The 25,666-nt window shown below is 68.2% G+C and carries 28 protein-coding genes and 1 pseudogene; 17 read left to right on the plus strand and 12 right to left on the minus strand.

Features of this window, described 5'->3' with window-relative positions:
* The first annotated feature begins 88 nt into the window (after positions 1-88).
* Positions 89-368, plus strand: a pseudogene (locus NX02_RS00905) (chorismate mutase).
* A 291-nt stretch (positions 369-659) separates the two neighbouring features.
* Here the strand turns inward: NX02_RS00905 and NX02_RS00910 are convergent.
* Positions 660-1,985, minus strand: coding sequence for a dihydroorotase (locus tag NX02_RS00910; protein ID WP_025290336.1), 1,326 nt, complete (start codon positions 1,983-1,985; stop codon positions 660-662).
* 41 nt (positions 1,986-2,026) lie between these two features.
* Between NX02_RS00910 and ygfZ the strand changes: the two genes are divergently transcribed.
* Positions 2,027-2,743: a CAF17-like 4Fe-4S cluster assembly/insertion protein YgfZ gene (gene ygfZ / locus NX02_RS00915; RefSeq protein WP_025290337.1), complete on the plus strand. Its 717-nt coding sequence runs from the start codon at positions 2,027-2,029 to the stop codon at positions 2,741-2,743.
* A gap of 61 nt (positions 2,744-2,804) precedes the next feature.
* Here the strand turns inward: ygfZ and NX02_RS31990 are convergent, their stop codons facing one another.
* From NX02_RS31990 to NX02_RS00925, 3 genes are all read right to left on the minus strand, one after another.
* A complete protein-coding gene (locus NX02_RS31990; RefSeq protein ID WP_158013849.1) occupies positions 2,805-2,978 on the minus strand; it encodes a hypothetical protein in 174 nt (57 codons plus the stop codon).
* A gap of 83 nt (positions 2,979-3,061) precedes the next feature.
* Positions 3,062-3,472 (minus strand): DUF2141 domain-containing protein, encoded by a 411-nt coding sequence (locus tag NX02_RS00920; RefSeq protein WP_025290338.1) that lies wholly within the window; start codon positions 3,470-3,472, stop codon positions 3,062-3,064.
* A complete protein-coding gene (locus NX02_RS00925) occupies positions 3,417-4,175 on the minus strand; it encodes a sterol desaturase family protein (protein WP_084718165.1) in 759 nt (252 codons plus the stop codon). The genes NX02_RS00920 and NX02_RS00925 overlap by 56 nt, the downstream gene beginning before the upstream one ends.
* Before the next feature lie 160 nt (positions 4,176-4,335).
* On the opposite strand from NX02_RS00925, the gene crtY reads away from it, so the two are divergent.
* The 6 genes from crtY to NX02_RS00955 all read left to right on the plus strand — a co-directional run bounded on the left by crtY (position 4,336) and on the right by NX02_RS00955 (position 10,089).
* Complete coding sequence (gene crtY, locus NX02_RS00930) at positions 4,336-5,517, plus strand: lycopene beta-cyclase CrtY (protein ID WP_025290340.1); 1,182 nt, start codon at positions 4,336-4,338, stop codon at positions 5,515-5,517.
* Positions 5,514-6,998, plus strand: a complete 1,485-nt coding sequence (locus NX02_RS00935; RefSeq protein WP_025290341.1) for a phytoene desaturase — start codon at positions 5,514-5,516, stop codon at positions 6,996-6,998. The genes crtY and NX02_RS00935 overlap by 4 nt, the downstream gene beginning before the upstream one ends.
* A 28-nt stretch (positions 6,999-7,026) precedes the next feature.
* The gene (locus NX02_RS00940; protein WP_025290342.1) at positions 7,027-7,605 is read left to right on the plus strand and encodes an LOG family protein; all 579 of its coding nucleotides are present in this window, start codon (positions 7,027-7,029) and stop codon (positions 7,603-7,605) included.
* Positions 7,602-8,540: a phytoene/squalene synthase family protein gene (locus NX02_RS00945; protein ID WP_025290343.1), complete on the plus strand. Its 939-nt coding sequence runs from the start codon at positions 7,602-7,604 to the stop codon at positions 8,538-8,540. Before NX02_RS00940 ends, NX02_RS00945 begins: the two co-directional genes overlap by 4 nt.
* A complete protein-coding gene (locus NX02_RS00950) occupies positions 8,537-9,052 on the plus strand; it encodes an O-acetyl-ADP-ribose deacetylase (protein WP_025290344.1) in 516 nt (171 codons plus the stop codon). The genes NX02_RS00945 and NX02_RS00950 overlap by 4 nt, the downstream gene beginning before the upstream one ends.
* Before the next feature lie 65 nt (positions 9,053-9,117).
* Positions 9,118-10,089, plus strand: a complete 972-nt coding sequence (locus NX02_RS00955) for an NAD(P)-dependent oxidoreductase (protein WP_281178270.1) — start codon at positions 9,118-9,120, stop codon at positions 10,087-10,089.
* A gap of 18 nt (positions 10,090-10,107) precedes the next feature.
* On the opposite strand, the gene NX02_RS00960 is transcribed toward NX02_RS00955, so the two are convergent.
* The gene (locus NX02_RS00960; RefSeq protein ID WP_025290346.1) at positions 10,108-10,812 is read right to left on the minus strand and encodes a DUF2490 domain-containing protein; all 705 of its coding nucleotides are present in this window, start codon (positions 10,810-10,812) and stop codon (positions 10,108-10,110) included.
* 143 nt (positions 10,813-10,955) lie between these two features.
* Between NX02_RS00960 and NX02_RS00965 the strand changes: the two genes are divergently transcribed.
* The gene (locus NX02_RS00965) at positions 10,956-11,507 is read left to right on the plus strand and encodes a hypothetical protein (protein ID WP_039996341.1); all 552 of its coding nucleotides are present in this window, start codon (positions 10,956-10,958) and stop codon (positions 11,505-11,507) included.
* Between the two features lie 10 nt (positions 11,508-11,517).
* Here the strand turns inward: NX02_RS00965 and NX02_RS00970 are convergent, their stop codons facing one another.
* From NX02_RS00970 to NX02_RS00980, 3 genes are all read right to left on the minus strand, one after another.
* Positions 11,518-13,182: a GMC oxidoreductase gene (locus NX02_RS00970; RefSeq protein ID WP_025290348.1), complete on the minus strand. Its 1,665-nt coding sequence runs from the start codon at positions 13,180-13,182 to the stop codon at positions 11,518-11,520.
* 437 nt (positions 13,183-13,619) lie between these two features.
* Positions 13,620-14,063, minus strand: a complete 444-nt coding sequence (locus NX02_RS00975) for a DoxX family protein (RefSeq protein WP_025290349.1) — start codon at positions 14,061-14,063, stop codon at positions 13,620-13,622.
* 59 nt (positions 14,064-14,122) lie between these two features.
* Entirely contained in the window at positions 14,123-14,398 is a 276-nt protein-coding gene (locus tag NX02_RS00980; protein WP_025290350.1) for a BufA1 family periplasmic bufferin-type metallophore, read from the minus strand.
* A 209-nt stretch (positions 14,399-14,607) separates the two neighbouring features.
* Here NX02_RS00980 and NX02_RS00985 point away from each other — a divergent pair, with 209 nt between their 5' ends.
* The 6 genes from NX02_RS00985 to NX02_RS01010 all read left to right on the plus strand — a co-directional run bounded on the left by NX02_RS00985 (position 14,608) and on the right by NX02_RS01010 (position 18,574).
* On the plus strand, positions 14,608-15,147 hold the full coding sequence (locus NX02_RS00985) for a sigma-70 family RNA polymerase sigma factor (protein ID WP_025290351.1): 540 nt from the start codon (positions 14,608-14,610) through the stop codon (positions 15,145-15,147).
* On the plus strand, positions 15,144-15,785 hold the full coding sequence (locus NX02_RS00990) for a DUF1109 domain-containing protein (RefSeq protein ID WP_025290352.1): 642 nt from the start codon (positions 15,144-15,146) through the stop codon (positions 15,783-15,785). Before NX02_RS00985 ends, NX02_RS00990 begins: the two co-directional genes overlap by 4 nt.
* 85 nt (positions 15,786-15,870) lie before the next feature.
* The gene (gene bufA2 / locus NX02_RS00995; RefSeq protein WP_025290353.1) at positions 15,871-16,143 is read left to right on the plus strand and encodes a BufA2 family periplasmic bufferin-type metallophore; all 273 of its coding nucleotides are present in this window, start codon (positions 15,871-15,873) and stop codon (positions 16,141-16,143) included.
* Positions 16,144-16,205: 62 nt separating this feature from the next.
* The gene (gene bufB / locus NX02_RS01000; RefSeq protein ID WP_025290354.1) at positions 16,206-17,042 is read left to right on the plus strand and encodes an MNIO family bufferin maturase; all 837 of its coding nucleotides are present in this window, start codon (positions 16,206-16,208) and stop codon (positions 17,040-17,042) included.
* The gene (locus NX02_RS01005) at positions 17,039-17,812 is read left to right on the plus strand and encodes an HvfC/BufC N-terminal domain-containing protein (protein WP_025290355.1); all 774 of its coding nucleotides are present in this window, start codon (positions 17,039-17,041) and stop codon (positions 17,810-17,812) included. The genes bufB and NX02_RS01005 overlap by 4 nt, the downstream gene beginning before the upstream one ends.
* Before the next feature lie 159 nt (positions 17,813-17,971).
* Positions 17,972-18,574 carry a response regulator transcription factor gene (locus tag NX02_RS01010; RefSeq protein WP_158013850.1) on the plus strand — a complete coding sequence of 201 codons (603 nt, stop codon included), beginning with the start codon at positions 17,972-17,974 and terminating at the stop codon, positions 18,572-18,574.
* A 175-nt stretch (positions 18,575-18,749) separates the two neighbouring features.
* On the opposite strand, the gene NX02_RS01015 is transcribed toward NX02_RS01010, so the two are convergent.
* The 3 genes from NX02_RS01015 to NX02_RS01025 form a co-directional block, all read right to left on the minus strand.
* On the minus strand, positions 18,750-20,258 hold the full coding sequence (locus tag NX02_RS01015; RefSeq protein ID WP_025290357.1) for a S10 family peptidase: 1,509 nt from the start codon (positions 20,256-20,258) through the stop codon (positions 18,750-18,752).
* A 122-nt stretch (positions 20,259-20,380) separates the two neighbouring features.
* The gene (locus NX02_RS01020) at positions 20,381-21,418 is read right to left on the minus strand and encodes an MBL fold metallo-hydrolase (RefSeq protein WP_025290358.1); all 1,038 of its coding nucleotides are present in this window, start codon (positions 21,416-21,418) and stop codon (positions 20,381-20,383) included.
* Between the two features lie 46 nt (positions 21,419-21,464).
* Complete coding sequence (locus NX02_RS01025; protein ID WP_025290359.1) at positions 21,465-22,223, minus strand: SDR family oxidoreductase; 759 nt, start codon at positions 22,221-22,223, stop codon at positions 21,465-21,467.
* 71 nt (positions 22,224-22,294) lie between these two features.
* On the opposite strand from NX02_RS01025, the gene NX02_RS01030 reads away from it, so the two are divergent.
* Together NX02_RS01030 and NX02_RS01035 are read left to right on the plus strand one after the other, a co-directional pair.
* Positions 22,295-22,957: a TetR/AcrR family transcriptional regulator gene (locus tag NX02_RS01030; RefSeq protein WP_025290360.1), complete on the plus strand. Its 663-nt coding sequence runs from the start codon at positions 22,295-22,297 to the stop codon at positions 22,955-22,957.
* A gap of 89 nt (positions 22,958-23,046) precedes the next feature.
* Complete coding sequence (locus tag NX02_RS01035; RefSeq protein ID WP_025290361.1) at positions 23,047-24,372, plus strand: glycosyltransferase; 1,326 nt, start codon at positions 23,047-23,049, stop codon at positions 24,370-24,372.
* A 332-nt stretch (positions 24,373-24,704) separates the two neighbouring features.
* Here the strand turns inward: NX02_RS01035 and NX02_RS01040 are convergent, their stop codons facing one another.
* Positions 24,705-25,484 (minus strand): helix-turn-helix domain-containing protein, encoded by a 780-nt coding sequence (locus tag NX02_RS01040; protein ID WP_025290362.1) that lies wholly within the window; start codon positions 25,482-25,484, stop codon positions 24,705-24,707.
* Positions 25,485-25,666: the final 182 nt, after the last annotated feature.

Raw genomic sequence — 25,666 nt, forward strand, 5'->3', positions numbered from 1 at the left:
TTGGCGCGGCTGCGCGTCGAACGCAAGCACATAGCCCTTGCAAAGCGGCCCGGCTGCGCCGCAAAGGCGCCGGATGAAGGGAGTGACGATGACCGACGAGACGTTGCAGCGGTACCGCGAGAGCATCGACAATATCGACGCGGCGCTGGTGTTCATGCTGGCGGAGCGCTTCAAGGTCACCCAGGCGGGTGGGCCAATACAAGGCCGAGGCGGGGCTGCCGCCCGCCGATGCCGGCCGCGAGGATCGCCAGATCGCCCGGCTGCGCGCGCTGGCCGGCGATGCGAATCTCGATCCCGATTTCACCGAGAAATTCCTGCGCTTCATCATCGACGAGGTGATCCGCCACCACCGCCAGCTTCAGGCCTGAACGCCCGGGGGTGATTCGCGATCTAAAGCCCTCGCCCCTACGGGGAGAGGGAAAGGTCCGCAGAGCGGACCAGGGAGAGGGGCAGTCGCGCCAAGCGTACAGGTTCTGACCGGCTCGCTCTGAAAGCCGCAGTGCTGAGCCCTCCGAACCTTTACGCCCCGCGCGACTTCCCCCTCTCCCCGTCCCTCTCCCCGTAGGGGCGAGGGGGCGCGGCGGCAGCCCCTCTCAATTCTTTTGCGATCTGTGATCCGATAGTGCCCTTCGCGGGAGAGGGGCTTAAGCTAAGCCCCCTCAAGCGAACGCCGTCTCCGCGAACCGCACGGGCCGGCCCGACGCGGTATTGGCAAGCTGCCCGTCCCACATCACCCGCCGGCCGCGGATGATCGTGCCGATCGGCTTGCCGGTCAGCGCCATGTCGGTGAAGGGAGACCAGCCGCAGCGGCTGGCGAGCCAGCTTTCCGCCACGGTCCACTGCGCCTTGAGATCGACGATGGTGAAATCCGCGTCATAGCCTGCGGCGATGCGGCCCTTGCCGGCGATGTTGAACACGCGCTGCGGCCCCGCCGAGGTCAGCTCGATCACGCGCTGCAGGGTCGTGCGGCCCTTGGCGACATGATCGAGCATCAGCGGCAGCAGGGTCTGCACGCCCGGCATGCCCGAGGGGCTTGCGGGATAGGCCTGCGCCTTTTCTTCCAGCGTGTGCGGCGCATGGTCCGATCCGAGCACGTCGGGCACGCCCTGGTTCAGCCAGTGCCACAGCCCGTCGCGGTGCGCGCCCGAGCGGATCGGCGGGTTCATCTGCGCGAAGGTGCCGAGGCGCGGATAGGCGTCCTCACCCGCGAGCGTCAGGTGCTGCGGCGTCACCTCGCAGGTGGCGACATCCTTGTGCCCGGCGATCACTTCGAGCTCGGCGGGGGTGGTCACGTGGAGGATGTGGATCCGCCGCCGCGCGGCACGGGCGAGGGTGAGGATGCGGCGCGTCGCCAGCATCGCGCTCTCGTCGTCGCGCCACACCGGGTGGCTTGAAGGATCGCCCGCCACGCGTTCGCCGGCGCGTTCCTGCATCCGCGCCTCATCCTCGGCGTGGATCGCCACGCGCCGCCGGCCGGAGGCGAGCACCCGCGCCAGTTCGCCGTCTTCCGAAACCAGCAGGTCGCCGGTCGAGGCGCCCATGAAGATCTTGACCCCCGCGGTGCCCGGCAGCCGCTCCAGCTCGGCGAGCATCGGCGCGTTGGCCGAGGTGGCGCCGACATAGAAGGCATGGTCGCACCACATCCGGTCGTAGGCACGGTCGAGCTTGTGGTTGAGCGCCTCGGCGCTGTCCGTGTTGGGCTTGGTGTTGGGCATCTCGAACACCGCGGTCACGCCGCCGAGCACCGCCGCGCGGCTGCCCGATTCGAGATCCTCCTTATGCTCCAGCCCCGGTTCGCGGAAATGGACCTGGCTGTCGATCACGCCGGGCAGCACCGTCAGCCCCGCGCAGTCGATCGTCTCGCCGGCATCGCCATCGACGCCGATCGCCGCGATTCGCCCGTCGCGCACGCCGATCGAGACTTCGGCGGGACCACCCGGGGTCCACACCATGCCGTTCCTGAGGATGAGATCGTAAGTCGCCATGCTGTCTTCCTTTCCGCGCGCCGCCTTCCTACCTGTGCTCCATGCCGCAGACCACCCTTGCCGATCGCGCCGTGCTTCGTCTCTCGGGAGAGGATGTCCGCGGCTTCCTCCAGGGCCTCGTCACCAATGACGTGTCCGGGCCGCTGCCGGTCTGGGCGGGGCTGCTCACCGCGCAGGGCAAGGCGCTGTTCGACTTCATCCTGTGGGCCGATGGCGACGATGTGCTGGTCGACTGCGAGGCAACCCAGATCGACGCGCTGGCCCGCCGGCTGACGCTTTACCGGCTGCGGCGCCCGATCACGATCGCGCGTGACGAAGCGCTGGCGGTGCATTGGTCGCCGGAGCCGGGGGAGGGGGTGCCCGATCCGCGCCTCGACGCGCTCGGCCATCGCTGGGTCGCCCCGGCCGACGAACCGGTCGCAGGCTGGCCCGCGCACCGGCTGGCGCTCGGCGTCACCGAGGGTGTCGACGAGCTGGGGCAGGACAAGACGCTCTGGCTGGAATGCAACGCCGCCGAGCTGAACGGCGTCAGCTTCGCCAAGGGCTGCTATGTGGGGCAGGAGAATACCGCGCGGATGAACTGGCGGCAGAAGGTCAACCGCCGGCTGGTCGTCACGCCCGGCGCCGAGCCGACCGACCGCACGCGCATCGCCTATCCCGACCTCGGGCTGAAGGTGGAGCATCTGCGCGTGGAGACGATCGACCCCTCGGCCGCGCCGGCGTGGATGCGCGCGGCGCTCGTGGTGGCGGAAGGCTGAGGGGCGATACGTTCGAACACATGATCGGCAGGGCGGTGGCGGCCTGGCGCCTTATAGCGTTTCAGCAGGGAATATAGGCTGCCCCGGCGGCGATGGTCAGCGCGCGATCATCGGTCTCGAACGGGTTCCCGAGCGGCGCCTCGTGCGCGAATGCCGGGGCTGCGGCGGCGACCAGGACGACGGTCGCCAGTGCCAGGGCAACGATCTTGCCCGGCAGCGAAAGCTGTTGCTGCAAAACGATATTTCCTTCCAGATCTTGAGGCCGGAACGGCCGGAAGCCGGGAAAGGTTGCAACGCGGTGAACGAAGCGGAACGGCGTTAAAGGAAATATTTCAGCCGGATGCTTTGCGGCGCGGCCGACCCGGCAACCGAAAACTGCGCCGCGGCGAAGCGCGGCGGGCCGAACGCGAGCTTGGGGTTGCGCGAGAAGCCGACGCCTTCGCGCGGAATGCCGGCGAAGGTATCCAGCTTGCCATTGCCGTTTTCGTCATGGACGACCGCGATGGCGTAGTCGCCGGCGGGGAGGGCCGGGATTTCGAGGCGCGGGCTGGCAGCGCTGATCGATCGGGTGATCGCGGTCGGATCGCCCTTGCAGTCCGGAAAGCGGTCCGGATTGGTCGTCAGGCAGATGCGCAGCATGCCCTTCGCCGACCGCAATCCTTCGAAGCGCGCGTCAACCGCGCCGGTCGGTGCCGCCGCCGCCGCCGGTAGCAGCACGACGGCCAGCATTGCGAACACCGCTCTGGTCGTCCCCGAAAGCGCCGATTCCGGCATCCGTACCGCACAGCCGGTCCCAGAACCGGAAATAGAGCCCATAATTGCACCTGTACCGCTCATGATGGCGTTGATGATGGCTCGCGGTGATCAGCCATCGCCCCGCCTTGCCCCGCACCAGCCATCGCGGGAAGATTTCCCACCCCATATGGTTGGTGACACCCATAATCGTCATGACCGTCAGCACAAGCGCCAGCGCCCCGACATGGATGGGGATGAGGAAGACCAGCGCGGGGATCACGACCGCTCCGGTCAGCGCTTCCCAAGGGTGGAAGCTCATCGCCGCCCAGGCGGTGGGCGGGCGGCTGGCGTGATGGACGGCGTGGGCGATGCGGAACGGCGCGGGCCGGTGCATCCAGCGATGCGTCCAGTAGAACCAGGTGTCGTGCAGGAAGAGGTAGACCAGCACCGACACCGGCAGCCACCAGAGCGGGCGGGCCGCGACATCGTCGTAGATCAGGGTCCAGCCGCGGTTCTGCCAGCCCCAGGCGACGACGCCGGCGGGCACGCCATAGATCGCCGCCGAAGCCAGGCTCCAGCCGATTTCCCGGCGAATCTGCCGGTCCAGCCCGGCATAGAGCCGGGGATGGCGCAGGCGGGTGCCCCAGGCGAAGCCGGCCGAGACGATCAGATAGCGCACGCCGACGATCAGCGTCATGGCAAGCGCCGAAAGCGCGATGGCGATGAAGAGGGTCACGACCGCTGCTTAGGCGCTTTCGCCTTGCAGCGGTAGCGCGCACAGTGGAAACGCGGCCAAAATGCGCAGGTTGCGCGATCGCAGCTTTCACCCCGATGGCAAAGCTGTGTATGCCCCCGCGATGGCTCGAACGCGCGATTGTGACCTTCTCATCGTCGGCGCCGGCCTGGCCGGTGGCCTGATCGCGCTCGCGCTTGCGCACCATCGGCCCGGGCTGGACGTGGTGCTGGTGGGCGACGACCCGGCGATTGGCGGCAACCATGTCTGGTCCTTCTTCGATTCGGACCTCGACGCCGCCGGCGCCGACCTGGTCGCGCCCCTGATCGCGCATCGCTGGCAGGGCTATGACGTGCGCTTCCCCTCGTTCGCGCGCACGCTGCGCGCGACATATCATTCGATCGAATCAGAGCGGCTGGATGCGGCGGTGCGTGCGGCGCTGCCGGCGGATCGCATCCGCACCGGGCGGCGCGTGCTCACGACCAGCGCGACCGCCGCCGTGCTCGACGATGGCAGCCGGATCGAGGCGGCCGGGCTGATCGACGCGCGCGGGGCGAGCGATCTGACGATGCTCGATCTCGGCTGGCAGAAATTCGTCGGCCAGGAACTGGTGCTGGCGGCGCCGCACGGGCTGGAACGGCCGATCGTGATGGATGCCAGCGTGCCGCAGATCGATGGCTACCGCTTCGTCTACTGCCTGCCGTTCGGCCCGGATCGCGTCTTCGTCGAGGATACCTATTACAGCGACGGCCCCGTGCTCGACGTGTCCGCGATCGGCGATCGCATTGCCGCCTATGCGGCGCAGCAGGGCTGGTCGGTCGCGTCGGTCGGCCGTGTCGAAACCGGCGTGTTGCCGGTGGCGATGGGCGGCGATTTCGAGGGCTATTGGCGCGCTGGCGGCGAAGGCGTTGCCAAGGCCGGTGTGCGCGCCGGGCTGTTCCACCCGACCACCGGCTATTCGTTGCCGGATGCGGTGGCGACCGCGCTGCTGATCGCGCGCATGCCCGATCTCGACGGTGCCGCGCTGCACGATCGGCTGCATGCCCACGCCCGCGCCCGCTGGCGCAGTCGCGGCTATTACCGGATGCTGGCGAGGATGCTGTTCCGGGCGGGGGCGGCGGATGAGCGCTATCGGATGTTCGATCGCTTCTATCGGCTCGACGAACGGCTGGTCGAGCGCTTCTATGCGGCGCATTCGACGTTGGGGGACAAGGCACGGTTGCTGGCGGGCAAGCCGCCGGTATCGGTGATGGGTGCGATCCGCGCGATCGCCGGTGGACAGGTGGGGGCAGAGGCAAGGGCATGACCAAGAAGGTTGCTGTGATCGGCGCCGGATTCGGCGGACTGGCGCTCGCGATCCGGCTGCAGTCGGCTGGCGTATCGACCGTGCTGATCGAGGGACGGGACCGCCCGGGCGGTCGCGCCTATGTGTGGGAGCGGGAGGGCTTCACCTTCGATGCGGGCCCGACGGTGATCACCGATCCCGCCTGCCTGAAGGAGTTATGGGCGCTCAGCGGGCACGACATCGCCGATGACGTGACGCTGTGCCCGGTGTTTCCGTTCTACCGCCTCAACTGGCGCGACGGCACCAATTTCGACTATTCCAACGACGATGCGAAGCTGACGGCGGAAATCGCGCGGCTCAACCCGCGGGATGTCGACGGCTATCGCCGCTTCCTCGATTATAGCGCCGGCGTCTATCGCGAGGGCTATGAGAAACTGGGCCATGTGGCCTTCCTCGATTTCGCCTCGATGATAAAGGCGGCGCCCGCGCTGGCGCGCTACCAGGCGTGGCGTTCGGTCTATTCGATCGTTTCGTCCTTCGTGAAGAATGAGAAGCTGCGCGAGGCGCTGAGTTTCCACACCCTGCTGGTCGGCGGCAATCCGATGACGACCAGCGCGATCTACGCGCTGATCCACAAGCTGGAAAAGGATGGTGGCGTGTGGTTCGCGCAGGGCGGCACCAACCGGCTGGTGGCCGGCATGGTCCGCCACTTCGAGCGGCTCGGCGGGATCGTGCGGCTGGCGGACCCGGTGACCGAGATCGAGACGCGCGGCGACAAGGTGACGGGCGTCGTCACCGCCAGCGGCTGGCGGGACAGCTTCGATGCGGTGGCGAGCAACGCCGACATCGTCCACAGCTATCGCGATCTGCTGCGCAACAACAGGTCCGGCCGCCGCGCCGGCCAGAAGCTGGAGCGGAAGCGCTTCTCGCCCTCTCTGTTCGTCGTGCATTTCGGCATTCGCGGGAGCTGGCCGGGCATCCCGCACCACATGATCCTGTTCGGTCCGCGCTACAAAGGGCTGCTCGAGGACATCTACGATCATGGCGTGCTGCCGGAGGATTTTTCGCTCTACCTGCACCACCCCACCGTCACCGATCCGTCGATGGCGCCGGAAGGCCATTCCACCTTCTACGCGCTGGCGCCGGTGCCGCACATGGGCAAGCTGCCGATCGACTGGGCGCAGGTGGGGCCGATCCTCGAAAAGCGCATCCTCGACGAGATCGAACTGCGCCTGATCCCGGACATTCACAGCCGCATCGTCACGAAGTTCCACTATACGCCCGCCGATTTCGGGCGCGATCTCAATGCGCATCTCGGCAGCGCGTTCAGCCTCGAGCCGATCCTCACCCAGAGCGCCTGGTTCCGCACGCACAACCGCGACGACGAGATCCCCAACATGTATTTCGTCGGCGCGGGCACGCATCCGGGGGCGGGCATTCCCGGCGTCGTCGGCAGCGCCAAGGCGACTGCGGCGTTGATGCTGAGCGATCTCAGGCTATGAGCCCTCCCGTCAGTCAAGGGAGTCATCCATGCGCGTAGCCGTCTATTGCGGGTCCAGCTTCGGCACCGATCCGATCCACGCCGAATGCGCGCGTGCGCTGGGCACCGAACTGGCGCAGGCCGGCGTCGGGCTGGTCTATGGCGGCGGCAATGTCGGCCTGATGGGCGCGGTCGCCGATGCGGCGCTGGCGGCGGGCGGCGAAGTGATCGGCGTGATTCCGCAGGCGCTGGTCGATCGCGAAGTGGCGCATCACGGCATCACCCAGCTCCACATCACCACTTCGATGCATGAGCGCAAGGCGATGATGGCCGACCTGTCGGACGCGTTCGTCAGCCTGCCCGGCGGCATCGGCACGATGGAGGAATTGTTCGAGGTGTGGACCTGGGCGCAGCTCGGCTACCACGCCAAGCCCTGCGCGCTGCTCAATGTCGGCGGCTATTATGACGGGCTCGTCGCCTTCCTCGATTCGATGGTGACCGGCGGCTTCCTGAAGGACGAGCATCGCGCGATGCTCATCGAGGTCGATGCCGTCGCCGACCTGCTCGACCGGCTGGCGGACCATGTGCCGGAAACGGTCGACAAGTGGATCGGCCGGAAAGATCTGTGACCGCGCGGCTGCCGGCGCGCGACGCGATCGTCGCGACCGCAGAGGAAAGCATCGCGCGGGGCTCCCGCAGCTTCGCGCTGGCCAGTCGCCTGTTCGACCGCCCGACGCGCCAGCGCGCCTGGCTGCTCTATGCCTGGTGCCGCCGCTGCGACGATCTCGCCGACGGGCAGGATCACGGCCATGATGCCGAGTGGCTGAGCGCCGGCGACGCGGAAGCACGCCTTGCCGAGATCCTGGCGAAGACGCGCGCCGCCCTGGCCGGCGAGATCGTCGGCGATCCCGCGTTCGACGCGTTGCGGATCGTCGCCGCCGAAACCGCGATGCCGCCGGCGCTGCCCGCCGAGCATATCGCCGGCTTCGCGCTCGACGCCGCCGGCTGGCGCCCGCAGACCGAGGCGGATCTGCTGCGCTACTGCTGGCATGTCGCGGGGGTCGTCGGCTGCATGATGGCGGTGGTGATGGGCGTCGCTCCCGCCGACCGGGACACGCTCGACCGCGCGACCGACCTCGGCATCGCCTTCCAGCTGGCGAACATCGCCCGCGACGTGGCCGAGGATCATCATGCCGGGCGCTGCTACCTCCCCGTCGAATGGCTGGCGGAAGCGGAGATCGACCCCGCCAACCTGCTCGACCGGCGCTACCGCTCGCACGTCGCGGTGCTCACCGGGCGGCTGGCGGCGATGGCGGAGCGTTACGAGGCGTCGGCCCGGGTCGGCGCGGCACGGCTGCCGTTCCGCTCGCGCTGGGCGGTGCTGGCGGCGGCGGGCATCTATGGCGGCATCGCGCGGATCGTCGCGGCGGAGGGCGCGGGCGCGCTCGACCATCGCGTGACAACCAGCGGAACGGGCAAGGCCGCCGCGGTGTTGAGGGCGCTGGGCGAGGCCTTCTCGACGCCGCCGCCCGCGACCCGCGAAGGATTGTGGACGCGACCATGAGCAAGCCCCGCATCGAGGCGCTGGACGGCGACATCACCCGGCTGGCGGTCGATGCGATCGTCAACGCCGCCAATTCGAGCCTGCTGGGCGGCGGCGGCGTCGATGGCGCGATCCACCGCGCCGCGGGGCCGGATCTGCTCGCCGAGTGCCGGACGTTGGGCGGCTGCCCCACCGGCGAGGCGCGCATCACCGGCGGCTATCGCCTGCCCGCGCGCCACGTGATCCACACGGTCGGCCCGGTCTGGCGCGGCGGCGATGCCGGCGAGCCCGAACTGCTCGCATCCTGCTATCGCAACAGCCTGGCGCTGGCCCGCGCCCATCGCGTGCGGACCATCGCCTTCCCTGCGATCAGCTGCGGCGTCTATGGCTATCCGGTGGAGCATGCGGTCACGATCGCGGTCGGCGCGGTGCGCGCATCCGTGGCGGAGTGCGAAGAGATCGACCGGGTGATCTTCGTCTGCTTCGGCGCGGCCATGCTCGGGGCCTATCAGGGGGCATTGAGGGGCATTTAGGGGGCATTTAGGGGCATTCAGGGGGCAGCGGACGCCGCCAAACCCTCCGCCTGCGCCCTTCTGCTTTGCGCAGGGCGAACGGCGGCAGAATCAACCACTTCGCGCGTGAGCGCAGCCCCGCCCGCCGCTATACCGCCGGGCGATCACACACGCGCACGGGGAATGGGATGGCGATGACGACGGTTGCGGTGCTGGGCCTGGGGCTGATGGGATCGGGCATGGCCCGCCGGTTGCTGGCGGCGGGGTTCGATGTCGCGGTGTGGAACCGCAGCGCCGCCAAGACGGCGCCCTTCGCGGATACGCCGGCGCGGGTCGCCGGCAGCCCTGCGGAGGCCGCGGCGGGGGCCGCGATCGTGATCGCGATGCTCGCCGACGACGACGTCTCGCGCAGCGTATGGGCGGGGGAAGGCGGCGCACTGGCGGCGATGGCGCCCGGCGCGATCGCGATCGAATCGAGCACCTTGACCGGGGAATGGATCGCCGAACTGGCCGCCGCCGCGGCCGCACGCGGCGTCGATCTGCTCGAGGCGCCGGTGACGGGCAGCCGCGACCAGGCCGCCACCGGCGCGCTGCGCTTCCTGGTGGGCGGCGAGGCGGCCGTGCTCGAGCGCGCCCGCCCTGCGCTGGCGGCGATGGGCAGCACGATCGTCCATCTCGGCCCGGTGGGCAGCGGCGCGGTCGTGAAGCTTGCCAATAATTTCCTGTGCGGCGTGCAGGTGGCGTGCCTGGCGGAAGCGGTGGCGCTGTTCGAGCGGCGGGGACTGGATGCCGAGCAGGCGGTGTCGATCCTGACCGAGGGCGCGCCCGGCAGCCCGCTGGTCAAGGCGGTCAGCCGCCGCATGCTCGACCGTGCCTATGATCCCCATTTCCTGCCGCTGCTGATGGCGAAGGATCTGGGCTATGCCGCGCAGACGATGGCGGCGGCCGGCATCGAGACCGCCATCGCTCCCGCCGCGCGCCGGCGCTTCATCGAGGCGGCCGCGGCTGGCGAAGGGGAGAAGGACATGGCGGCGATCGTGGAGCCGCTGCGGCCCTGATCCTGCGGGGCGGGCGGCCTAGTCGTTCACGCCCGCGCCGACGAAGCCCTGCAGGTTGAGCGTCAGCTGCAGGCTGAGCGCATGATCCATCTGCGCGCGTGAACGTCCGCGCGCCGGGCGGAACTGGTTGAGATAGCCGAGATCGGCGGACATCTTGCGCCCGAGGGGCAGGGTGAAGCCGATGATGTTGCGCATCCGCTCATAGCCGCGGCGCTGCCCCCAGCCCGTGGCGTTGGGCAGGTAGAAGCTCTCATGGCTGGCGAACAGCGCCAGGCCTTTGGCGCCGAGCCTGTGGTTATAGCGGATCAGCGGGCGGATGCGGAAGCCGACCTCGCTGCCGCGCGGGTTAAAGCGCTCGTCGACGCGGAAGCGTGTCGTCACCGGGCCGAAGGTGGCGACCACCTGCTGGCGGATGCGATTCTCGTCGGCGCCGCTGTTGCCGTTGTGCGCGCCGACCCAGCGATAGCCGAGCCCGAGTTCGACAGTGGGGCTCAGCCGGATACCCAGCAGCGCGCCGAGTTCGCTCTGGTAGAGCCCGTCCTGACGGTCGCTGGTGCGGGCGATCTGCTCCAACGTCACGCGCACGTCCTCGGCGATCGGGACGTTCGTGTTCGCCTGGAACCAGAGTTGCTCATCCTGCTGCTGTGCCAGGGCGGGGGCGGCGAGCAGAACAAGCGGGGCGACGATGGCGGACGGGTAAGGACGATGATCGGCGCGGGCCAATGTCTTTGCTTTCTCTTCGAGCGCGCGGCCGATGTCACATAACCGTCATATTGTCCATTGCGGTGAACGGCTGCGCGTTGACGCGCGTCAATGCCGGCGGCGCCGATCGGCGCCATAAAAGGCCGTGAAGGGGAGGATGGCCGATGGCAGCAGATCCGACTGGTGACCGCGTGGTGCCGTTCGCGCGCCGCTGGCACGTAATCCACGAGATCGATCTCGTCCGGCTGATCGCGGGGCACCGGATGCGCAGCGACCTGTGCGACCGTCTCGAGTGCGTGGCCGATGGCCTGCCGTCGCGCCCGCCGGCGGATATCGAGGCGGCGCTGTGCGACATGCTGGCCGGCGCCGTCGCGCGCGATGGCCGTGATGCGCTGGCCCGGCTGAAGGCACTGCTGCCGGGCGGCGGCGGCGACGGATTCGCGAAAGGCCTGATCGGCCGCATCCGTACGCGTCACGCAGCGGATGCGGCCGCTGCGGATGAGCTTGCCGCCGCGCTGCAGGCGGCGGAGCAACGCGACGCGCTCGGTGCCGAGGCGTTGGGCTACGCGATTCGTTGTTTCGTGTCGGGGTGCCGGGCGACGATCGAGTTCGAGCTGCTCGCGATCGTCGCGCTTGCCGGGCACCGGCTGACGACGCCGGCACGTGTGCTGCTGACCGAAAGACTGCTGCCGACCGCATCTGACGATTTGCATTGAGTCGCGGCGGTCAGACCCCGAGCGTCGTCGCCGCGACCAAGGCCGCGTCCTGCACCTCCGCGGCCACCACGCCGGCGGCCCGAAGACGGGTGCTGATGATGTCGCCCACGCGCAGCGCGTTCGCGATGATCGTCAACCCCAGATTGGTGCCGCCGCTGGTGGGCATGAACGCGGAATCGACGATGTAGAGATTGTCCACGCCATGCACCCTGCAGTCGCCGTCGACCACGCTCGTCGCCGGGTCGGTGCCGGCGCGGCAGGTGCCGCAGGCATGGCCATAGTTGAGCTGCAGGTCGAAGCTGAACGGGAAGGGGCGCAGGCCCCGGAAGGCCTTGCCGATCAGCTTGCGCGCCATGCGGCTGCGTTGACGCAGTTCATCGCGCACGGTGTAGTGCACGCGGATGCGGCCGGGTGCTTTCGGATCGAGCACCACGCGATTCTCGGGATAGCCCAAATCCTCGACGATCATCACGAACACCGTCGCCTCGCCGAACAGCTTCGCCGCGATCTTCGCGGGAATCTTGAGCAGCGGGAACAGCCGGCGGAGCTTGGGCAGGCGGCTGCGTTCGACCAGATCGACGAGAAAGCGGTAGACATGATAGCCGCTCGCCGAGAGCCCGGTGGACTGGATGCTGCCCAGCCGCACGCCATCCTTCGCGTAGAAATCCCTCAGCCCGATCGTCTTGCGCGGCCCGACATGCGATGCGCGCCGCCTGGGCCACACCGCGAACCATTCGTTGACATGGAACATCAGGTGCCGGCCAACCTGATCGGCGCGGTTGGCGAGCCCGGTGGGCCACGCGGGGGAGGTCGATTGCAGCAGCAGTGCGGGGCTGCGATAGGCGCCTGCAGCCAGCACCACCATGTGCGCGCGTACGCTGCGCTCGGCGCCGTCCGCGCCGCGATAGGTAACGCCGTGCGCGCGGGCCGCATCGGCATCGATGCGCAGCACCTCGCACTCGCTGCGCAGCGTCGCGCGGCCGCCGGCCAGCGCCGGCTCCACGCAGATCAGGCGCGAATCGCTCTTGCAGCGCATCGGGCAGGGCTTGCCGCCGCATTCGCCGCAGCCGGGCAGATAGGCGAAGCCGACATGGAGGCGATAGGGGTTGAGCCCGATACCGGCCATGTTGTCCATCAATTCGGCATCCACCGCGCTGGCAGGGGGCGGCGTCGGCAGCGCCGGCCCGTCATCCTGCGCCAGCGGGTCCATCGTGCCGACGATCCGATAGAGCCGTTCCGCCTCGCCATAATAGCGATGCAGGTCTGCCCAGCGGATCGGCCAGCCGCCGGTCGGGTGGGGCAATCCCTCCACGCTCTCGATATCGCTGCGTTCGAAGCGTTCGAGCGTGGCCGCATAGAGCTGGGATGAGCCGCCGGCACCGCAGCCGAGCGGCGCGAACATCTCGGTGGCGTGCCCATCGACCGTTACCGAGACGCGGTCCGGCCAATACGCGCGATCGAGGCGCTCGGCGGCGTCCTCTGGCTCGGCGACATCATGCGCGGCAAGCGGCGGGAAGCCTGCCTTTCCCTTTTCGAGAAACAGCACGCGGTGGCCGGCCTGCGTGAGCCGGTGGCCGATCGTGGCGCCGCCCAGTCCCGCGCCGACGACGATCACATCCCACCATTCCTCCGGCCCCGGGCCGGACGGGCCGCAGCCCGCGATTTCGGCCTTCATGCCCGCTGTCCCCCGGTGCGGCGCCGCAACGGCGTCACCGCAATGCAGCGGACCAGCGGTGTCATTCCCGAAGACGCGCACGTCGGTGCGCCGGGTAATTCTTGCGTTTTCATGCCTTTGCCGTCGCCTGTGGACGAGTTTCCCCCGGCCGCCCCCCGATAGGCGCGACACGCAAGGAGCAATGCCCTGCAGCATAGATCTGGTCTCTTCCGAAAACTTATCATCGTGAGACGAACGGCGCCGGAATTGCGTCGAAGTGTTGCTGAAGTCCGCCGTGCCGATAATGGAACCCATGCGCCGTGCTTTAGGGGGCGGACCGCGACCTTTGGCTCTGCGCGGTCTCATCGCAACCTGCGATCATCCTCGACCTTTCTACTTCCGTGTAAGGCCGGATCCGCGCGCGTTGCGCCATTTGCGCACCGTTGTTTCCCGCGCGATCATCGCGCTTTCGCCAGCAACGCATCGAGCGACCACGCTCCGCCGCCGCGGGCGATCAGCGGCAGCAGGATCGCCGTCCAGCTCAGATGGGTCGGCCAGGCGTCGGGATAGACGAAGATCTGGATCGTTGCCGTCATGCCCAGCAGCGCAAGCGCGGAGAGGCGGGTGCAGAGGCCGGCAACGAGCAGCAGCGGAAAGAGATGCTCGGCGCCGGTCGCCGCGATCGCGGCGGCATCCGGCGGGATCAGCGGCAGCGCATATTCGCTGCGGAACAGCTCATAGGTGCTATCCGTGATGTGCAGCACGCCATCCACCTTGGTCCGGCCGGACAGGAAGAAGATCGCGGCGATGCCGAGGCGGGCGACGAGCAGCAGCAGCGTATCGGGCAGCAGCGCCGACGCGGCCCGGGCGAATCGCGCATGCAATGCGGCGAGCGAAGCCATGATGGTCTCCGAATAGAGGGACGGGCCGGGAAGCGGGATCGCCGCCCGGCCCGTGGAGGTCAGGCCTTCGGCGTCAGCGAGCCAGTGCCCTTGGGCGTCTTGATCGATGTGCAGGTGCCGGCCTTCACCAGCGTCCAGGCATTGCCCTGATAATCGACCTTGGAGGTGCCGGCGCAGCTCGTGCCGGCGCCGGCCTTGCAGTCATTCTTGCCGGCGAGCGACACGCCATAGCATTTTTCCATCTTTTCCTGGCCCGCCTGGGCGCTCGCCGGGGTGGCGAGTGCGGCGGCGGCGATCGCCAACGTGGCGGCAAGCGTGGCGTGGGTGGTGCGCATTGGATGATCCTCGAGAATATGAATGCCTCTTCGCGCGGCCCGGCGGGGGCTGCCGGACCGCGCGGTGACACGGGAGGAGGCGGGAGACCGTGTCACTGAAGCGAATTCGCGACGGGACGTGCCGGGGTTACGCGGAGGTTCAAGAAAAAATCGCAATCGCGGTGTAACCTGGCCGGCACCCCAGCCGTACCTGCGAGCGAGGAGCATGGATGCGGGCGGACGAAGCGCTTCTGCGGCGATTGATGGTCGATGGGCTCGACGGTGACGCCGGGGCGCATACCGCGTTGTTGCGCCTGCTCGTTCCCCTGCTGCGCGGCTTCTATCGGCGGCGCGTCAGCGGCGCCGACGATGATATCGAGGATCTGGTGCAGGAAACGTTGATTGCGGTCCACACACGGCGCGCGACCTATGATCGGGATCGCACGTTTACCGCCTGGTTGTTCGCGATCGCGCGCTACAAGATGATCGATCATTTTCGCCGACGCCGTCGCCTGCTGCCGATCGAGGGGATGGAGGAGATGCTCGTCGCCGACGATTTCGAGGCGGCGGTGCTCGCCCGGCTGGATATCGACGATCTGCTTGCGGGGCTGCCCCCCAAGCAGGCGCAGATGATCCGTGCGACCCGGGTCGAGGGTCTGAGCATCGTCGAGGCGGCGGAAGCGGGCGGCATCGGCCAATCCGACGTGAAGGTGTCGGTGCATCGCGGCATCAAGAGCCTCATCGCGCGCGTCCACGGAAGCGCGCGATGAAGACCGACGATCTCATCGCCGACCTCGCGCGCGATACCCGGCCGGTGCGGCGCGGCGCCGTCGGGCGGCGCATCGCGACCGGGCTGGTGCTCGGCGCGCTGGTCTCTGCCTTGCTGGTGACGTTCTGGATGGGCATTCGCCCCGATCTCGGCAAGGCGATGCGCGGTTTCTCTTTCTGGATGAAGTGGGGCTATACCGCGTCGCTGACGCTCGCCGCCCTGGTCGTGACGGTACAGCTTGCCCGGCCCGACAGCGATCGGCTGCGGGGGCTTTGGCTCACCGCGATCCCGATCGCCCTGCTCGCCGTCATCGGCATCCTGGAACTGGTGCGCACGCCGCCCGCCGACTGGCTGGCGATGTGGCTGGGGCATAGCTGGACGAGTTGTCCCTGGCGGGTGCTGACGCTCGCCGTGCCGATCTTCGCAGGGCTGCTCTGGTCGTTCCGCCAGCTGGCGCCGACGCGGTTGCGCGCGACCGGGGCGGCGGCAGGGCTCGCCGCGGGCGCTTTCGCCGCAACCGTCTATTGCCTGCATTGCCCAGAGGTTTCGGCAATCTTCGTGCTGTCCTGGTATTCGCTCGGCATCCTGCTGGCGGCGGCGCTCGGCGCGCTGCTCGGGCCGCGGCTGCTGCGCTGGTGAATTCATCGCTGCCTGTAACCTGCCGGTGGGCGGCGGCGAATGTGGAAGGCCAAATCGGCAGGATTCCAAGAGGAGAGACCCTATGATGATCACGCAGCAAAGCGCCCTCGGCATCGCCGCCTCCGCCGCCGTCGTCGCAGTGGCGATGGCGTCTGCCCCCGCCGCCGTCGCGGCCGACGAGGGCGCCAAGGCCGAAGTGGTCCATTGCTATGGCATCAACACGTGCAAGGGCACGTCGGACTGCAAGACCGCGAAGAATGAGTGCAAGGGCCAGAATGGCTGCAAGGGCCAGGGCTTCAAGGCGATGAGCACCAAGGATTGCAAGGCCGCCGGCGGCAGCCTGACCGAAGCGAAGTGAGCCGGCCCGGCCCGGCGGGGGATCACCCGCCGGGCCGGACGCTGTGCCCGAGGCATGACCCGATGACCGCTCCCCCCTCTTTCGCCGGCTTCGGCCTCGGCCTGCGCCGGCCGCATTATGCCGATTTCCGGGCGGACCCCGTCCCGGTCGACTTCGTCGAGGTGATCTCGGAAAATTTCATGGTCGAAGGCGGCCGCCCCCGGCAGTTGCTGCGGGAGGTGCGCGCAGCCTATCCGGTGGCGTTGCACGGCGTGTCGATGTCGATCGGTTCGGCGGACGGGCTCGACGGCGCGTATCTCGCGCGGCTGCGCGCGCTGGTCGACGAGATCGCGCCGCTGTTCGTCTCCGACCATCTGAGCTGGACGCGGATCGAGGGGTTCAGCGCGCATGACCTGCTGCCGCTGCCCTATACGCAGGAGGCGCTCGATACGGTCTGCGCCAACATCCATCGCGCGCAGGACGCGCTCGGCCGAACGATGCTGGTCGAGAACCCTTCCACCTATATCCGCTTCGCAGGGGCGGACATGAGCGAATGGGAGTTCCTCGACGCGATGTGTGCGCGCACCGGCTGCGGCCTGCTGCTCGACGTCAACAATGTCTTCGTCAGTGCGACCAACCATGGCTTCGATCCGATCGCCTGGCTCGATGGCATCCCGCACGATCGCGTGCGCCAGATCCATCTCGCCGGACACAGCCAGGGGGCCGAACTGCTGGTGGACACGCATGACCGCCCGGTGCCGGCCTCGGTGCTCGACCTCTATGCGCATGTGCTGCCGCGGCTGGGGCCGGTCGCGACGATGATCGAGCGCGACGACGATATCCCGCCGCTCGGGGACCTGCTGGCCGAACTCGCCACCGTGCGCGGCATCGCCGCCACCGCGCTGAAGGAGGCGGTATGAGCCTGCTCGTCTTCCAGCGCGACATGCGCGCCTGGCTCGTGCGCGAGGATGAGGCGGCGGCGGCGCGCATCGGGCCGGATGCGGCGCCGGGCCTGCGCGTCCACCAGAACAATTATCGCGCGCAACTCGTCGCCTGTCTCGAAACGGGTTTCGAACGGACGCGCGCGTGGATCGGCGATGATGCCTTCCGCGCCGCGGCGGCATTCCACATCGATCGCGTGCCCCCCGGGGGCTGGACGCTGGATGCCTATGGGCAGGATTTTCCTTCAAGCCTCGCGCTCATCTATCCCGCCGATCCCGAGGTCGGCGAGCTCGCCTGGATCGATCTTGCGCTCGATGAAGCCTTTGTCGGCCCCGATGCGCCGGCGATAACGGCTGCGGACCTGGCCGATATCGACTGGGACCGCGCGGTTCTGCGAATGGTGCCGACGATCGACATCGGCGATCTCGCGACCAATGCCGACCGCATCTGGACTGCGCTGGCCGCCGGCGAGGAACCGCCGCCGCCGTATCGGCGCGACGCGCCGGGCGCGATCCTCGTCTGGCGGCAGGGGCTGGTGCCGCGCTTCCGTGCGATCGACACGGACGAGCAGTCGGCGCTGATCCGCGCACGCGCCGGGCTGCCCTTCACGGCATTGTGCGCGATTGCGGTCGAGGCGCTGGGGGAGCAACCGGGGATCGCGCGGGCGGGAGAATGGCTTGGCCGCTGGGTGAGCGATGGCCTGATCCGCGCGATCCTGTGCGGCGACGATCGCGCGGTTCATGATTAAAAATTAATCTGATGTTTAGAATTCGAACGTGTATAGTGCTGTAGCCGGGATGCGGAGTTGAGTGGGGAAGCTCTGTTCCTGTTCCGGGCATATCATCATGCTCGGGGAGAGAACATGCGTTCGGCATCTCATATATCTTTGGTGATTCGGAACCAGATCATGCGCGAAGGGCTGCGCCGGATGATGGCCGACGATTGCGGACATGTGGAATCCTGCGCCGAACCGGACGATCTTTCGCGCATCGTGCCGCGCGGCGAGAATATCATCCTGATCAGCGATCTGTTCGTGCCGCGCGGCGAATATCGCGCGCTCGAAACGCTGCAGGAGCGGCGCCCCTGCGCGAAGATCGTGGTGATGGGCAGCAGCAGCGATCCGCGGCGTATCTCCGAAATCTTCAGGGCGGGCGCGGCCGGCTATGTCAGCGGCGACAGCGCGTTCAACGCGCTTCGATTTCAGCTCGATCTCGTCGCGCTGGGCGAGAAGGTTTATCCGGCGGCGTTGATCGATCATGTTTCCCGTGCGCCGAGCCCCGCGCCGTCGCGCGCGCCCTGGCCGGACCTCAGCGCGCGTGAAGCCGCCGCGCTCGATGGCCTGGTCGCGGGCCTGCCCAACAAGACGATCGCGCAACGGCAGGCCGTGAGCGAGGCAACGGTGAAGCTGGCGCTGAAAACGCTGTTCCGCAAGATGCAGGCGCGCAACCGCACGCACGCCGCGGTGCTGGCACGCGAGCATGGCTGGAACGCGCGCGACAGGATGCACTGAGGAGCGGGCGCGTCCATCCTTGACGGCCTATCCGCCGGCGCGCCGTTCCCATCGCGCGATGCGCACCTCCACGCGGACGCGCAGCGCGATCCGGGCGCGCTCGCCGTCGAACGCGCAGTCGCGCACGAAGCCGCAGATCCTGTCGACCGCCGCCGGGGCCGTGCGGCGCGCCCGATCAGCGCGTGCGGTAGAGCGCCTGCGCATCGGCCTTGAACTGCGCGCCGCTGTCGTTGCGGCTGTAGAACATGTGACCGCCCGGATAGACGCTCAGCTTGATCCGCTCGGCTGTGCCGAAGGCCGGCATCTGGTCGACGATCAGGCGCGAGGCGAAATAGGGGCAGGAGAGGTCGTCCCAGCCATGGACGATCATCACGGCCATGCGCGGATCCACCGCGATCGCCTTGCGCAGATCCTGCACCGGCGTGTCTTCCGGCTTGCCGCGATCCCAGGCGGCGTTCACCGCATAGGAGAGCGCGTTGAAGCGCGCATCCGTCTTCCAGCCGACCTCGCGCGTGACGAAATCCACCATCGCGCTGGTGGTGGGCGCGATCAGCGCGTCGAGGATCGGATCGTTGGACTTGCGCTCGGCCGCCCAGGGGAAAGGATCGAAGCCGGTGACGTTGGAATCATAGACGCTGCCGATCGTGCCGGTGCTGCGGCGCACCTCGCGCAGATAGGTGCCGATGTCGACGCGCCCGCCCAGCTTCTGCACCAGCGCGGGATCGAGCCCGGTGAGCTGGCTGACGCGCGCGACGATGCGCGCGACCGCGGCCTGGTCGGTTCGGCCGCGCAGCAGGTCGGTGGCGAATTCGCCGCGCGCATAGGCTTCGATCTCCGCCATCGCCTGCGGGGTCAGCCGGCCCTGCCGCTCGAGTTCGGCCGCGGCCATCGAAGGCAGGTTGACGACCCAGGGCAGCGGCGAAAGCGCGGTGGCATCGTCGCCCGAGGCGGGATCGAGATAGGGCGAGACCATGATCAGGCCGTTGACGCCGACACCGATCTGCGACTGCAGTTCATAGGCGATGCGCGGCGCGCGATAGCCGCCATAGCTTTCGCCCATGATATATTTGGGCGAACGCAGCCGGCCGGCCTTCACCAGCCAGTCATAGACCACCTTCGAGAGATACTTGACGTCGGGATCATTGGCGTAGAACGCCTTCTTGGTCTCCGCCTCGTCCACCAGGCTGCGGCTGAAGCCGGTACCGATCGGATCGATGAAGACGAGATCGGTGAAATCCAGCCAGCTGTTGGGATTGTCGACCGCAACCGGCAGGTCCGACGGCGCATCGCCCTGCGCGCCGAACTGCACGCGCTTGGGCCCGACCGCGCCGAGGTTGAGATAGACCGAGGCCGCGCCCGGCCCGCCGTTGAACGCGAAGGTCACCGGCCGGCGATAATCGGCTCCGGGCACGGTATAGGCGGTGTAGACGACCTGCCCGATCTCCTTGCCCTTCTCGTCGCGCACGGAGAGCGTGCCGACCGTCGCCTCATAGGCCAGCAGCCTGCCTCCGATCCGTGCCGATTGGCGGATGGTCTTGTCGGCGGGCAGCGGCGGGAACTGGCCGGCATCGTCGGCCTTCTTCTCGTCCGCCTTCTCGGCGGCGGGCTTGTCGGCAGCGAAGGCGGGGGCGGCGGAGAGACTGGCGAGCAGCGAAACGGCGGCAAGCAGCGGTGCGATACGCAAGGCGAAACATCCTCGAACGACGGGAACCCGCCGGTTCTAGGCGCGGTGGCGGGGGGCGGCAAGCGGACCCCACATCGTTTGCCGCCCGCGTCGCTCCCCGGTCGCCCGCGTGTCGCTGCGGGTCAACCGCCGGACGGTATGGCGGTGGGGGGAGCGGGGCCATCGGCGCGGGTGGCATCGAATTCCACCACTTCGGCGGGGCGCATGGCCGTGAAGCGATCCGGAGCGATGCCGCGCGCCGCGAGGCCGGCGGCCAGCCGCAACGCGGGATCCTCCCGCGGTTCGTCGGTCAGCTTGAACGTGCCCCAATGCATGCCGATGGCGGCACCGGCATCCAGGTCGCGCATGATCTGGATGGCCTCTTCGGGATCGGTATGCTGCGCCGCCATGAACCAGCGCGGATCATAGGCGCCGATCGGGAGGAGCGCGAGATCGGTGGGGCCGAAGCGGTTGCGCAGATCGCGGAAGATCGCGCCGGTGCCATAGCCGGTATCGCCCGCGAAATAGACGAGCGCGCCCTTCGCGCGCAGCATGAAACCGCCCCACAGCGCCATGCGCCGGTCCCCCGGACCGCGCGAGGACCAGTGAAGCGCGGGGACGATATGCGTTTCCACGCCGGGCGCGATATCGAAGCGGTCGAACCAGTCTCCCGCCGCGATCCGCGCCTCGGGGATGTGGCGATGGATGATGCTGTCGTTGCCGAGCGGCGTGACGATCAGCGGATCGTGCTGTGCCGTCAGGCGCTTCAACGTGGCGATGTCGAGATGATCGTAATGATTGTGGGACAGCAGGATCGCATCGATCGGCGGCAGATCCTCCATCGCAACGCCGGGCGCGGTCACCCGGCGCGGCCCGGCGAAGGCCAGCGGACTGGCCCGTTCGGACCAGACCGGATCGGTCAGGATGTTGAGGCCGGCGATCTGGATCAGCAGCGTGGCATGACCGATCATGGTGACCCGCAATCCCGTTACCCGCGCGTCCGGCACGATGGGGGAGACGGGCACCGATGCCGGCCACTGCGTTTTCGGCGCGGTCCGATACCAGCGCAGCGCATCGCGCAAGCTCCGGTCCGTTTCCGGCTCGCCGGCCGGGTTCAGGAAACGCAGGCCATCGAAATGGGCGGAGGGCGGACCGGCATAATAGCGGTTGCGGGCAGGCATTCGGGGATCGTCTCGATCTGTTGCGTGGGAACGGGAGCCTTAACGCTCAGGCGCTGGCATTGAACCAGGCAATCGCGTCGGCCCCGGCGGGGAGCAGCATCGGACAGTCGGGATCGGTCGCCGCGCGGAACACCGCTTCGGCCACGTCCTCAGCGGTCGTGAGATCGCCGGACAGGGCAGTCCCCATCATGGCCATGGTCTGGGTGGCGAAGCCGTCATAGGGCGCGGGGAAGAACCCGCCTTCTTCGATGCGTTTGCGTGCCGTGACCGCAAAATCCGTCGTTGGCGCCATGCCCGGCAGCACCACCCTTGCCCGGATATTGAATTCGGCAAGCTCCAGCGCCGCGGACTCCGTCAGCGCCGTCATCGCGGCCTTGCTGGCGCGATAGACCGACAGCAGCGGCAGCGGCTTGAGCGTTGCGCTCGAACTGACATTCACGATCACGCCGGATCGCCGTTCGCGCATCCCCGGGAGCACGGCCTGCATCATCGCCACGGCGCCGAACAGGTTGGTCTCGAACAGGTCGCGCACCGTTTCCATCGGCGTGCCCTCGATGGCGTTGAGCCAGCCGATGCCGGCATTGTTGACCAGAACGTCGATCGGCCCTGCGTCGGCAACCGCCGCCGCCACGCTTGCCGCGTCGGTCACGTCGAGCGGCAGCACGCGCAGCGCGTCGGCGGCCGGCAAGGTGCTGGCGGCAGGATCGCGCATCGTCGCGACGACCGACCAGCCGCGGTCGAGGAAATGAAGCGCGGTCTCGCGACCGAAGCCGGTCGAGCAGCCGGTGATGAGGATGGTGTTCATGAAATGCTTCCTTGCGCCGCAATGGGGATGGAGCGAATATATGAAGGATCATTCAGGTCTGGAATTCGCATATGAACCGCCCCGCGCCATCGCTGCTTCAGCCCCGGAAAATGCCGCAGCAGGCGCGATCGGCGGCCACGATCGAGGCGATCTACACCGCGACCATTCAGGTTTTGCTGGCCGATGGCGTCGCGCGCCTCACGACGACGCGGGTGGCGGCGCGGGCAGGCGTCTCGGTCGGCACGATGTACCAATATTATCCGCACAAGCAGGCGCTGCTCTTCGCGATCGTCGAGCGGCAGATGGAAACGATCAGGGGCGCCATGCTCGGGGCGGCGGCGCGCCTCGAAGGCTGCGACCTGGCGACGATCGCGGAGGGGCTGGCGACGGCGTGGCTCGACGCGAAGATGGCCGACATGGTCTCATCGCGCGCCATTTATGGCATTGCCGCCGAATTCGATCTCGGCGAGGTGATGAGCCGGACGATGGCGCAGATGGTGGAGGTGATCGGCCGGTTGCTCGCTTCCGCGCCCGATGCGCGCTTCGCCGACGTCAAATCGGTCGGCATCATGCTCGCGACGTTGCTTGGCGGTTCGGTGCGTGTCGCGATGGAAGTCGAGGCATCCGAGGAAAATCTCGCCTGCCTGCGACGCGAACTGCCCCGCGCCTGCCAGGCGTATCTGGCGGCATCGAACGCGCGCGGCCGGGGCGATGCCGCCGGGCACTACGAATGAAATACCAAAAGGCGTAACGAAACGGCCAAGTAGTTTACACGTCCGATCATGGTCCACCCGCCCGTCATATCCGCAAGGGACCATGGTTTGTGAGAATTGTCGTTACCGCAGCGCCGCTTATAGGCCACCTCAACCCGGTTCTGGGAATTGCACGCATATTGCGGGCAGCGGGGCATGACGTCGTCGGCTATGCGCCGAGCGTTTTTCGCCGGCAGATCGAGGCGAGCGGTCTCGGCTTTCATCCCTTTCCGGCGGCGGCCGATGTCGATCTGGCCGACATGGATCGCGTCTTCCCCGAGCGCCGGACGCTGAAACCGGGCTTTCCGGCGCGCAAGCTGGCGTGGGAGCGGCTGTTCGTGGAACGGATGGAGCCTGAATATGCCGGGCTTGCCGATCTACTGGAGGCGTTTCCCGCAGACCTGATCATCGCCGAAAGCATGACGTTCGCGACGCTGCCCCTGCTGGCGAGGCGGCGCCCGCACCGGCCGGCGATCGTGCATCTCGGGGCGACCTTCCTGCAGCTTGGGCGCCCCGACCATGCGCCGATGTTCTCGGGCATGCGCCCTGCGGCCAGCGATGAAGAGCGCGCCGCCTATGCGCGCACGTTCGCCGAAGCCAGGGCCGCCTGGTTCGATCCGATCGATGCCATGATCAACGATGTGCTGGTGCGGCATGGCTGCCCGCGTCTGCCGATACCCTTCTATGACGCGATGGTCCTGCTGCCGGACGCGTTCCTGCAGACCGGCGTGCCGGAGCTTGAACTCGGCCGCGGCCCGCTGCCGCCGTCGATCCGCTTCATCGGCGCCAATCCGCCTGCGCCCGGCATCGTCCCGCTGCCCGCCTGGGCGAAGGATCTGGACGATGGCCGCAGGATCGTGCTGGTGACGCAGGGCACGGTGGCCAACGCCGATCCCGGCCAACTGATCGTGCCGACGCTGGCGGCGCTGGCCGACGAGCCGGATGTGATCGTCGTCGCCACGACGGGCGGGCGCCCGATCGAGGCGCTCGGGCCGATCCCGCGCAACGCCCGGGTGGCGCCCTATCTGCCCTATGACTGGTTGATGCCGAAACTGAGCCTGCTCGTCACCAATGGCGGCTATGGCACGGTCACGCACGCGCTGAGCATGGGCATTCCGATCGTCCAGGCCGGCACGACCGAAGACAAGCGCGAGGTCGCCGTGCGGATCGACTGGACGGGCGCAGGCATCGCGATCGGCAGCAACGCGCCGACGGCAGAGATGGTCAAGGAAGCGGCGCGTCGCGTGCTCACGACGCCGGCCTACGCAGCGAAGGCCGCGCAACTGGCGGACGCGTTCGGCCAGCACGATCCGCGGCAGGTGGTGCCGTCGATTGTCGAAGCGCTGGTGCCGAATGCTGCCGGAGCAAACGCCGCCCGGCTGGAGATGTCCCAATAGAAAAGGCCGCGCGTCGGCGGAGCCGGGCGGCTCGGCCATGCCCTCTTTGCGCGATGACTGGCGGCAGGAGAAAGGCCGGGCGACAGGCGTTGCGCGCCATCGGGCCGGGCGAGGCGAACAGAGGGGCTCGGCGCCGATCGATCGGCTCGGGCGGCTTTCAGCGGATTTCAGAAGCGGGCGATCGTGTCGGCGAGACAGACGGCGACCGATCGTGCTGCGCTTCGTGCGCGGCGAACGGACAGGATCGGGCGGGGGCCTCGGCCTCGCCGCCGCAATCCTGTCCGTGCCTGTCGCCCCTTCGCGCATTCGCGCCTGCCGCCGGGCGCGGGCGACTATTCGATCGTCACGCCCACCACGCGCCAACGACCATCTTCGCGATCGAGCGAGACCGTCTCCAGCGCGTCGGCCTTGTTGGCGTAGCTGGTCCGGAACTTCACCACCTGATAGCCGGAGGGCGGGGCGGGAAGCTCTTCCTCGCTGACGAAGGTTCGTGAGATCACCGCACCCAGGGGCGCGCGCACCTTCTGCGATGTCGCAGCCCAGACTTCGGCGGTGTTCAGCTTCTGGAAGGCCTTGCCGGTCGCCCTGTAGCTTTCCTCCCACTGTTCCTGATCCACCAGCGTCAACCATTGGCGGGCAGCGTTCGCCACCTCGGAATGCGGCGCTTGCGATGCGGCGGGCGCGGGCGGCGACGCCGTATCTGCCTGGGACAGGGTGACGAGTGCCAGAAAGCCGAGAGCGAGCGTCATGAACAGAACTCCGATGATGATCCAGGACGGGCGGTTGGCGCCCGCCACGCCGCTGACCGGCGTGCGTTCCTGATCGGCATCGGGCCGCGCCGCGTCCTCCCCTATTTCCGTGTCCCCGAGAGAATAGGGGGCCGGGGTCTCAGCGCCCTCGCTCTCCTTTTCCAGCAGCAGGCGCGCCGCCTCACGGCTGCTCGACACCGTCATCTTGCGCCGGGCATCGCGAAGCCGCTCGTTGATCGTATGGACGGACAGGCCGAGGCTGCTCGCAATCGACTTCGCATCATGCCCCCGCACGATCAGGCGGAGGGTCTGCTTTTCCTTCTGGGTGAGCCCCCAGAAATCGTCCTGCACCGGCATGGTCATACCCGTCGGGACGTAGGTAAGGCATGGGCGTGCGCCTACCCCAAAAAATTTGTACCCCCAGCGCCGCGGCCGGACCCGGTCGATATGACGATGGCCGTCCGATGCGCGAGTTCGCTGGGGCCGCCAATCGTCGCGTCGTCGAAATGCCTGGCGGCACAACCCCGGCGCGCTGCGCGGACGCG

Origin of the sequence: Sphingomonas sanxanigenens DSM 19645 = NX02, assembly GCF_000512205.2 — a bacterium.
Lineage (GTDB): Bacteria > Pseudomonadota > Alphaproteobacteria > Sphingomonadales > Sphingomonadaceae > Sphingomonas_D > Sphingomonas_D sanxanigenens.